General features: G+C 66.0%; 8 protein-coding genes. 4 read left to right on the top strand and 4 right to left on the bottom strand.

From position 1 onward, the window contains the following. Positions 1-402: hypothetical protein (locus ACX80M_RS15580; protein ID WP_252611267.1), on the top strand; the 402-nt coding region annotated here is incomplete at its 5' end. A 17-nt stretch (positions 403-419) separates the two neighbouring features. On the opposite strand, the gene tyrS is transcribed toward ACX80M_RS15580, so the two are convergent. After that, entirely contained in the window at positions 420-1,733 is a 1,314-nt protein-coding gene (tyrS, locus tag ACX80M_RS15575) for a tyrosine--tRNA ligase (RefSeq protein WP_058929431.1), read from the bottom strand. A gap of 79 nt (positions 1,734-1,812) precedes the next feature. Continuing rightward, a complete protein-coding gene (locus ACX80M_RS15570; RefSeq protein ID WP_252611265.1) occupies positions 1,813-4,041 on the bottom strand; it encodes a HelD family protein in 2,229 nt (742 codons plus the stop codon). Between the two features lie 155 nt (positions 4,042-4,196). On the opposite strand from ACX80M_RS15570, the gene ACX80M_RS15565 reads away from it, so the two are divergent. Continuing rightward, positions 4,197-4,832, top strand: coding sequence for a GNAT family N-acetyltransferase (locus ACX80M_RS15565; RefSeq protein ID WP_252602022.1), 636 nt, complete (start codon positions 4,197-4,199; stop codon positions 4,830-4,832). Here the strand turns inward: ACX80M_RS15565 and ACX80M_RS15560 are convergent. Then, positions 4,802-5,452, bottom strand: a complete 651-nt coding sequence (locus ACX80M_RS15560; protein ID WP_459309939.1) for a DNA-3-methyladenine glycosylase — start codon at positions 5,450-5,452, stop codon at positions 4,802-4,804. The genes ACX80M_RS15565 and ACX80M_RS15560 overlap by 31 nt on opposite strands. Before the next feature lie 78 nt (positions 5,453-5,530). Here ACX80M_RS15560 and ACX80M_RS15555 point away from each other — a divergent pair, with 78 nt between their 5' ends. Beyond that, entirely contained in the window at positions 5,531-7,054 is a 1,524-nt protein-coding gene (locus tag ACX80M_RS15555; RefSeq protein WP_459309938.1) for an AlkA N-terminal domain-containing protein, read from the top strand. Then, positions 7,051-7,572, top strand: coding sequence for a methylated-DNA--[protein]-cysteine S-methyltransferase (locus ACX80M_RS15550; protein WP_252602031.1), 522 nt, complete (start codon positions 7,051-7,053; stop codon positions 7,570-7,572). The genes ACX80M_RS15555 and ACX80M_RS15550 overlap by 4 nt, the downstream gene beginning before the upstream one ends. Positions 7,573-7,574: 2 nt before the next feature. Here the strand turns inward: ACX80M_RS15550 and ACX80M_RS15545 are convergent, their stop codons facing one another. Continuing rightward, positions 7,575-8,342 carry a maleylpyruvate isomerase family mycothiol-dependent enzyme gene (locus tag ACX80M_RS15545; RefSeq protein WP_252602033.1) on the bottom strand — a complete coding sequence of 256 codons (768 nt, stop codon included), beginning with the start codon at positions 8,340-8,342 and terminating at the stop codon, positions 7,575-7,577. Between the last annotated feature and the right edge of the window lie 71 nt (positions 8,343-8,413).

Raw genomic sequence — 8,413 nt, 5'->3', positions numbered from 1 at the left:
ACCACACCACGGGGTGGCGGATCCAGTCAATTCAACCAATTCAATACAATAAATTGGTATCAACAAACTTGGCACACTATTGAGTTCTCAAACAACAGACACATTCGAATAATTCCCGAAACAATTCATATTCAAATGAATTATTTTGTTTCGCTTTTCTTCGCTGCGATGTTTATAGCTTATTTCATTCTTATTCACTTTGCAAATCCGGGTTATTTTCCCGATATTCACTCTGTGGAACGAATCCGCCCATCAAAAAGTGAAGCTTTTCATCATTTTCGTGCTTTGCACACGATGAATTGCTTCTCTTGTGAAGGGGGTTTGTCGCCACTCAACGGCGGCGACTCAGAAAACAATACACGCTCCCCCGAGTCCGTGCAAATCGGCTGCGGAGGAGCGTGAATGGGGGCTTGCGAAGGCTAAGGAACCAGGACTTCGACAGTCGCGAGATTCTTCTTTCCGCGGCGCAGGAGCAGGTACTGGCCATGCAGCAGCTCCGATTCGGAGATGACAGCTTCCGGGTCGGAAACCTTCTCGTTGTTTACATAGGCGCCGCCTTCGCCGACGGTCCGCCGGGCCGCGGACTTGCTCTCCGACAGGCCGGATGCCACCAGCAGGTCAATGATCCCGAGGCCATCCACCTGGATGCGGGCGGACGGAAGCTCCGACGTGGCTGCTTCCAGGGTTGGCCGGTCCAGGGCGGACAGGTCACCGTTGCCAAAAAGTGCAGCGGACGCCGCGATGACTTTCTCCGTTGCCTCCACACCGTGGACCAGGGAAGTCACTTCGAACGCCAGCTTCCGCTGGCCTTCCCGGGCAAAGGGACGTTCGGCAACGGCAGCTGCCAGCGTTTCGATTTCAGCGCGGCTCAGGAAAGTGAAGACCTTCAGCCGGTCCACAACGTCAGAGTCGGCGGTGTTCAGCCAGAACTGGTAGAAGGCGTACGGGCTGCACATGCCGGCGTCGAGCCAGATGGCGTTGCCTTCACTCTTGCCGAACTTGGTGCCGTCCGAGTTGGTGATCAGCGGCGTGCCCAGGGCGTGCACACTCTTACCCTCAACCTTGCGGATGAGTTCAGTGCCGCTGGTGAGGTTGCCCCACTGGTCCGAGCCGCCGGTCTGCAGCATGCAGCCGTAGTCCCGGAACAGCTGGAGGTAGTCCATGCCCTGCAGGATCTGGTAGCTGAATTCGGTGTAGCTGATGCCCTCGTCCGAACTGAGGCGGGACGCAACAGCATCCTTGCGGAGCATGGTGCCGACCCGGTAGTGCTTTCCGATCTCGCGCAGGAAGTCGATGGCGCTCAACGGCGCGGTCCAGTCGAGGTTGTTGACCATGCGGGCGGCGCTGGCGCCATCGAAGCTAAGGAAGCGGCGGACCTGGGCCTGCAGGTAGCCCACCCATTCGTTAACGGTGTCCTTGGTGTTCAGCGTGCGCTCGGCGGTGGGCCGCGGATCGCCGATCAGTCCCGTGGATCCGCCCACCAGTCCCAGCGGCTTGTGCCCTGCGAGCTGCAGGCGGCGCATAACGAGGAGTTGGACCAGGTTGCCCAGGTGCAGGCTCGGCGCGGTGGGGTCGAATCCGCAGTAATAGGTGATCGGATCACCGGCGAGGAGCTTTTCCAGTTCCTCTTCATCGGTGGAGACGTGGACCAGGCCTCGCCACTTCAGCTCCTGCCAGACATTGGCGAAGGTGGGGTCGTTCTGCTGGGATTCGAGATCGTTGAGTTCTGACACGACTTCTAAGTTAGCAGGATCGGCGACGCCCGGCGCCGAAATGAACGGCGCCGGGCGTCAAGGGGCAGAGCGAACCGGCTCAGTCTTCGATGCCTGCCGGAATGCCTTCCGCGGCGATGAGCCGGAGCCGCTGGGTGGGCCGGGTCATGGCGACGTACAGATCGCCCACCCGGCCATGCTCGCGGTTGAGCATGACGGACGGCTCAAGCACCACAACGCCGTCGAACTCCAGGCCCTTGGCCTCGCGCGGGCTGATGACCACGATGTCCTGTTCGTAGCTGCCCGCGCCGTTGCCGATGCGCCGGCCGTACACGGCACGAAGGGCTGACGTTGCAGCCGGCAGAAGGTCGCCGTCGGCAATCACGGCGAGGAGGCCGCCGTCGAGCGCTGCCAGTTCCTCGGGGAGCACCTCCACCAAACGGTTCACCACTTGTCCGCGGTCAACCTTGTCGAAGACGGGGGCCCACCGTCCCTCGCGGACGGCCTTCGGCGCGGAAACCACGAGTCCGGCCGCGTTGGCCATGCGGGCGGCGGCCTCAGCGATCTGGGAGGGCGTCCGGTAGTTGACTGTCAGCTCCTCCAGCTGCCAGCGGTCACCGAACATGGGCGCCAGGGCCCCCTGCCAGGAGTTGGCGCCGGCGACTGAACTGGTCTGCGCGATGTCGCCCACGATGGTGAAGGATTTCAGCGGGCAACGGCGGACCAGCAGGCGCCATTGCATGGGTGAAAGCTCCTGCGCCTCATCCACCACGATGTGGCCGAATGCCCACGTGCGGTCGCTGGTGGCGCGCTCGGCGGCCGTCAGGCGGTTCTCGCGCTCCTGGTTCTGATCGGCGAGTTCCTCCGCGGAGATGAGGACATCGACACCCATGTCCCCCATGTTCACCAGTGTCTGCTTGGCGTTGGCAAGGTCCCGGGCGCGGTCGTGCTCCTGCTGTGCAAGGCCACGTCCCGCCGCCGGGTCCATTTCGCCAAGGAGCTCCGCGGCCTCGTCCAGCAGCGGGACGTCGGCCTCGGTCCAGGGCGCACCGGCGGGGCGCAGCAGCAGCGACCGCTCCCTAAGGGACAGGTTCGGTGTGCAGGCCGCCAGGACTGCGGGCTTGCTCAGAAGCTCGTTGATCAGCTTCTCCGGAGTCATCGGCATCCAGCACAGGTTCAGGACGATCCGGACGTCGCGGGCCGTGCGGACGTCTTCTGCCAGATACGAGCGGTCGGCATTGTTGCCGATGCTCCCGGCCTCCACGAGATCGGTCATCTGCTCGGTCAGTTCGCGGAGCAGAATTTTGATAAACGTCAGGCGCGCCTCGTTGTGCGGCTTGCCGGTGGACCGGGCACGTTCGCGCGCACGGCTTACCTGCCGCCGCGTCAGCACCAGCTTGCGGCCGTCGACGTCCAGGACACGGTCCTCGGCGGGGATCCGCTGCCGGTTCGCCACCGCATTGGCCACAACCTTCACCATGTCCAGCCGCCCCTTGATGGCCGCGACCTCTGCCTCAGGTTCGGCAACCGCTTTGATCCCGGGCATCAGGCGACCCACGCTGGCCATGACCACGCCGGTCTCACCGAGCGAGGGAAGAACACGTTCGATGTACTTCATAAAGGACGACGACGGGCCCACGAGCAGCACGCCAGCAGTCTTCAGCCGATCCCGGTGCGTGTAGAGCAGGTACGCGGCCCGGTGCAGCGCCACAGCAGTCTTACCGGTACCGGGACCACCCTGCACTACGAGGGCACCGGAAATGGAGGACCGGATGATGCGGTCCTGCTCGGACTGGATGGTGCCGACGATGTCGGACATCCGGCCCGTGCGCTTGGAATCCAGAGCCGCCAGCAATGCTCCTTCGCCCTGCAGCGAGGCGTCGTCCGCGAGCATGTCCGCATCAAGGACGTCGTCCTCGATGGCCTTGACTTCCCGGCCCTGCAGAATCAGGTGCCGCCGGCGGCGGACGCCCTGCCGGTCAAACGCCGTTGCCTGGTAGAAGTGGCCGGCTTCGGGCGCGCGCCAGTCCACCATGAGCCGCTGGAGGTCATCGGTGGTCAGGCCGATGCGCCCAATGTACTGGGCCTCACCGGAATCCAGGTCGAGGCGGCCGAAGACCAGGCGGTCGTCGACGGCGTCGAGCTGGGCGAGGCGGTCCTCGTAGAGCGCGGCGAAGGCGTCGCGTTCGGAGACATTCTGCATGGTGCCCACGGCACCGGCCCGGCGGACCTGTGCCAACTGCTGGCGCTTTTCCGTGCGGAGCTCTTCCAGCCGCGCGTACAGGCCGGCAACATAGTTCCGTTCGTGGGCCAAATCGGCGTCGAGCATTTAAACGTTCCCCTATCGCAAAAGACAGACCGTCCATTCTACAACCATTTCGGTTAACGCGCCCGCCGGTCCCCTGCCCCGGAAGTCACCCAATGTTCACTTTCAGGCCGCACACTTCCGTAGCCGTTCCGCCCCGTGAGTGATTCAATACTGCAATGCACCACGAGAACGTCCTGACCGGATACGGGCTTTCCCTCCTTCCGTTGGCACCGCACCATGCCGAAGGGCTGTTTGACTTCGTGGACGCCGCGATGTGGGCAGGAATGGCCGCGGCCCTGCCGGCCACGGCGCACGAGCTTTCAGGGCTGTTTGCCGCCAGGATTGAGGACCCGGCCAGCCTGGCCTTCGCCGTGACGGACCAGCGGACCGGGGCCCTCCTGGGCACAACCGCGCTGAATGCGTTCGATGCCGCCCAGCAGCGCGTGGAAGTTGGCGGCACCTTCTTTGGACGGCAGTTCTGGGGCACGCACGTAAATCCCGCCAGCAAACACGCCCTGCTCGCCTTTGCGTTCGACGGCCTTCAGGTTCAGCGCGTTGCGTTTCGCTGCGACGCACGTAATGTGCGCAGCGCCGCAGCCATCGAACGGCTGGGGGCAACGTTCGAGGGCCTGCTGCGCAGCCACCGCCTGGCGCCTGACGGCACACGGGCGGATTCCGCTGTGTTCTCGGTCCTGGGGCAGGAATGGCCCGCGGTCCAGCAGCGCCTCCAGCACCGGTTGGCACCGTTCGCCCTGGCGGGAGACCACCCGGGCGGGACGGATTATGCCCGGCGCACCTTCGCCGCCTTGTAGCGGGACACGGTGGGATCCCCTGGCAGCCAGAAGCGCCAGGGATACGTCGCGGAGCCGCCGTCGCCGGAGACGCCCACCCTCGGCCCGGAACTGAACACGGGAGCGGGTACCGAAGGCAGCCGCAGCTCGAAGGGGTCAGCCAGCGCATCCCGGCCGCTGTCGGCTGTAGTGAGGGCCAGCGTGGTGGCCAGCCGGGCAGGGCCGCTCGCCAGGTCGAGGGCCGATTTCGACGTCGGACGCCGCACCATCGCGAGGTGCTGCCCCTCCACCACCTCGCCCGCCCGCAGCAGGACGGCAGATGCGGTGCCCGCCGGGCCGCAGACGATGTTGGCGCAGTAGTGCATGCCATACGTGAAGTAGACGTAGAGGTGGCCGGCCGGGCCGAACATGGGCGCGTTGCGGGCCGTGGGGCCACGGAAAGTGTGGGAGCCGGGATCCGGATGCGACGAGTCGCCGGGACCCATGTACGCCTCCACCTCGGTGATCCGCACAGCCACAGCTCCCTCGTGGCTGTGGTGGGTCAGTACGGATCCCAGCAGCCGCGGAGCGACCCTCCGGGCGTCGCGGGACAGCAGTTCGCGGAGCTGATCCGGGCTGGCGGGACTCAGGCTGGCGGTCATGGTCCGACTCTATCGAACGCCACGGCCGTGTCCGATTTCCGCTAGCAGTCCCGGTCGCTGGCTGGCAGGATGGAGGGCATGGACTTCTGGCAGCGCTACCGCGCGATTGACGCGCGGGACACCCGGTTCGACGGGCAGTTCTACACTGCTGTCCGGACCACCGGCATCTACTGCCGCCCGTCCTGCCCCGCCAGGACCCCGAAAGCCGTGAACGTCACCTTCTACGAAACCTCTGCCGCAGCGCACGACGCCGGCTACCGGGCGTGCAAGCGCTGCCTCCCCGAAGCAGTGCCAGGCACGCCTGCGTGGAACATCCGGCAGGACCTTGCGGGCCGCGCGATGCGCCTGATCAACGACGGCGTGATCAACCGGGACGGGGTGGAGGGCCTCGCCGCCCGGCTGGGATACTCCTCCCGCCAGCTCAACCGGATCCTCAGCCACGAACTCGGCGCCGGCCCGCTCTCCCTGGCCCGGGCCAGCCGCGCCCAAACCGCCCGCACCCTGTTGGTGTCCACAGCGATGAAGCTGGCGGACATCGCATTCGCGTCCGGCTTCAGCAGCGTCCGCCAGTTCAACGACACCATGGTGGAGGTGTTTGCCATGACGCCCACTACCCTGCGCGCGACCGCCAGGCACCACCGCTCCCCTGCCGCCGCGACGTCGCTGGCGTTGAGCCTGCCGTACCGCGAACCGTTCGATCCCGGCATCTTTTCCTTCCTCGCCGTCAGGGCGATCCCCGGGATTGAGGCGGGGACGCCGACGTCGTACGCCCGTACTTTGCAGCTTCCGCATGGCGATGCCCGCTTCAGCGTGACTTACGACGACGGCGCTCCCGGACGGCCGCTGACCCTCACCATCGGCGCGGTGGACCTCCGGGACCTGCCCGCACTGCTGAGCAGGGTACGCCGGCTCTTCGACCTCGACGCCGATCCGGTAGCCATCGACAGTGCCCTGTCCCAGGAGCCCCGCCTGGCCACCTCGGTTGCCAGTGCGCCGGGCATCAGGATGCCCGGCGCGTTGGATCCGCAGGAGCTGCTCATCCGGGCGATGATCGGGCAGCAAATCACCGTGGCTGCGGCCCGGACCGCACTGACGCAGCTGGCCGCTGCCGGCAGTCCCAGCGCGGTTCCCGGCGAGGGCCTTGACCGGCTGTTTCCCACCGCGGCCGAAATCGCCGAGGCCGGCTACCCGCTGCTGCGCGGTCCGCAACGCCGGATTGACGCCATCCGTTCCGCCGCGTCGGCCCTGGCTGGTGGTCAACTGGATTTTGGCTACGGGGACGATCTGCCCGGGCTCAGCGCCAAGCTGATTCCCCTTCCCGGGGTGGGCCCGTGGACCGTGGGGTACGTGGCAATGCGTGTCCTCGGCGCGCCGGACGTGTTTCTGGCCAACGACGCCGCGGTGCGAAACGGCATCCGGGCGCTCGCCCCAGCCCTCACGAACCAAAACGGCGGCGGCGTTAAGGCGCCTGGCGTTACGCCAAGCCCCGATTTCCGCGAGGTCAGCCCGTGGCGGTCCTACGCCACCATGCACCTGTGGCGCGCCGCGGAGTCAAAATCCTCCAAACCTATACAAGCCGTTCCAGAGAAAGCGATGCTATGAAAGCCCAGCTGTTAGTGATGTCCACCCCGGACGGACCGTTCACCATCCTTGCCCAGGACGGCGTGGTCCTCGCCTCGGGCTGGACCGCCGAGCCGGGTGAGCTGACCGGCCAGATCCACCCCGAGCTGCGGCCGGGCGACGTCGAAGCGGTCACGGACCTGGGCAGCATCTCCCGGGCCGTGGAGGCCTTCTATGCCGGCGATCCCAAGCCTGCCATGACCGTCCCCGTGCGCCAGAAGTCTGGGCCGTTCCGGTCGCACGCCTGGGATGTGCTGAGGACCGTTCGTCCCGGGTCACCGGTGACGTACACCGAGTATGCCGAGCTTTCCGGAAATCCGAAGGCGGTCCGGGCCGCGGCCAGCGCGTGTGCGTTCAACGCGGCTGCCTTGTTTGTGCCGTGCCACCGCGTCATCCGCACCGACGGTTCCCTGGGCGGTTTCCGCTGGGGCCTGGCCATCAAGGAGAGCCTGCTGGCCCGCGAGGCAACAGAAAGCCTGCTGGCCCGCGAAGCCGGATAGGGCTACCGCGCTGCGGGTGTCCCGGATGGCGTGGCTCCGGCAGCCGGCGTCCCGGCTGGCCAGGGCAGCAGTTCCGGGAGGTCCACGCCGTCCGCGGCGGCTGTTGCCCGCAGGCTGCCGAGCGATGGTTCACGGCCGGCCAGCCAGGCGGCAATGTCAGTGATCATCCCGCTGATAACAGTGGAACGGCCGAGTCCAAGGGTCACGGGCGGGAGCCCGAGTGGCTGCAGCACGAGTTTTTCCCCCGGCGGGACACGTGCCGCCAGGAAGTCGAAGAGGTGCTCGCAGAACTTCCGGCTCCACGTCTCGGGCCCGAGGCCCGCGTCCAGGTCCGCTGCGTGGATCACCAGCTCACGCCACAGCGCGAGGCCGCCGTCGAAGACCACTCCGCCGCGGTAGGCAATGGATGCCTGCCAGCCGGCGTCTCCTTCCAGCGAATCAAAAGCCGTCAATGCCCGGTCCAGGCCGGCCTGCAGGTCAGCCCGGTGCGCATCCGCATTGTGGCCGGCGGCCATCTCGATGGCCTTCGTGCGTCCGTCCTGGCCTCCGTCGTACAGCTCAACAGTGGCGCCGCGGGCGGCAAATTCCAGCTGCCGCGCCATGGCGTTGGAGATACCGGCGAGATGCGCCAGGACGTGCCCGCGAGTCCAGCCGGGCAGTCCCGACGTTGCTTTGACATCCTCATCGGTGAATTTCGCGGCGGTCGAGGCCACGGCGTCGGCGGCCTTATGCAGTTCGGCCAGTAGTTCTGAAGTAGTGATCTCAGTCATAGCGCCATGGTAGCCGACAGAGTTAACGACTCTTAGCGCAGAACGCTCTCTCAGTTAATGTATGAATATCG

Source organism: Pseudarthrobacter sp. MDT1-22 (assembly GCF_054511035.1).
The sequence above is the reverse complement of the archived record's forward strand: the minus strand, read 5'-3'. Positions and strand labels throughout refer to the sequence as shown.

Excerpts from the sequence above, each read along its gene's own strand:
- ACX80M_RS15570 (WP_252611265.1), bottom strand. The coding sequence starts at position 4,041 with ATGCTCGACGCCGATTTGGCCCACGAACGGAACTATGTTGCCGGCCTG.
- ACX80M_RS15565 (WP_252602022.1), top strand. The coding sequence starts at position 4,197 with ATGCACCACGAGAACGTCCTGACCGGATACGGGCTTTCCCTCCTTCCG.
- ACX80M_RS15560 (WP_459309939.1), bottom strand. The coding sequence starts at position 5,452 with ATGACCGCCAGCCTGAGTCCCGCCAGCCCGGATCAGCTCCGCGAACTG.
- ACX80M_RS15555 (WP_459309938.1), top strand. The coding sequence starts at position 5,531 with ATGGACTTCTGGCAGCGCTACCGCGCGATTGACGCGCGGGACACCCGG.
- ACX80M_RS15550 (WP_252602031.1), top strand. The coding sequence starts at position 7,051 with ATGAAAGCCCAGCTGTTAGTGATGTCCACCCCGGACGGACCGTTCACC.
- ACX80M_RS15545 (WP_252602033.1), bottom strand. The coding sequence starts at position 8,342 with ATGACTGAGATCACTACTTCAGAACTACTGGCCGAACTGCATAAGGCC.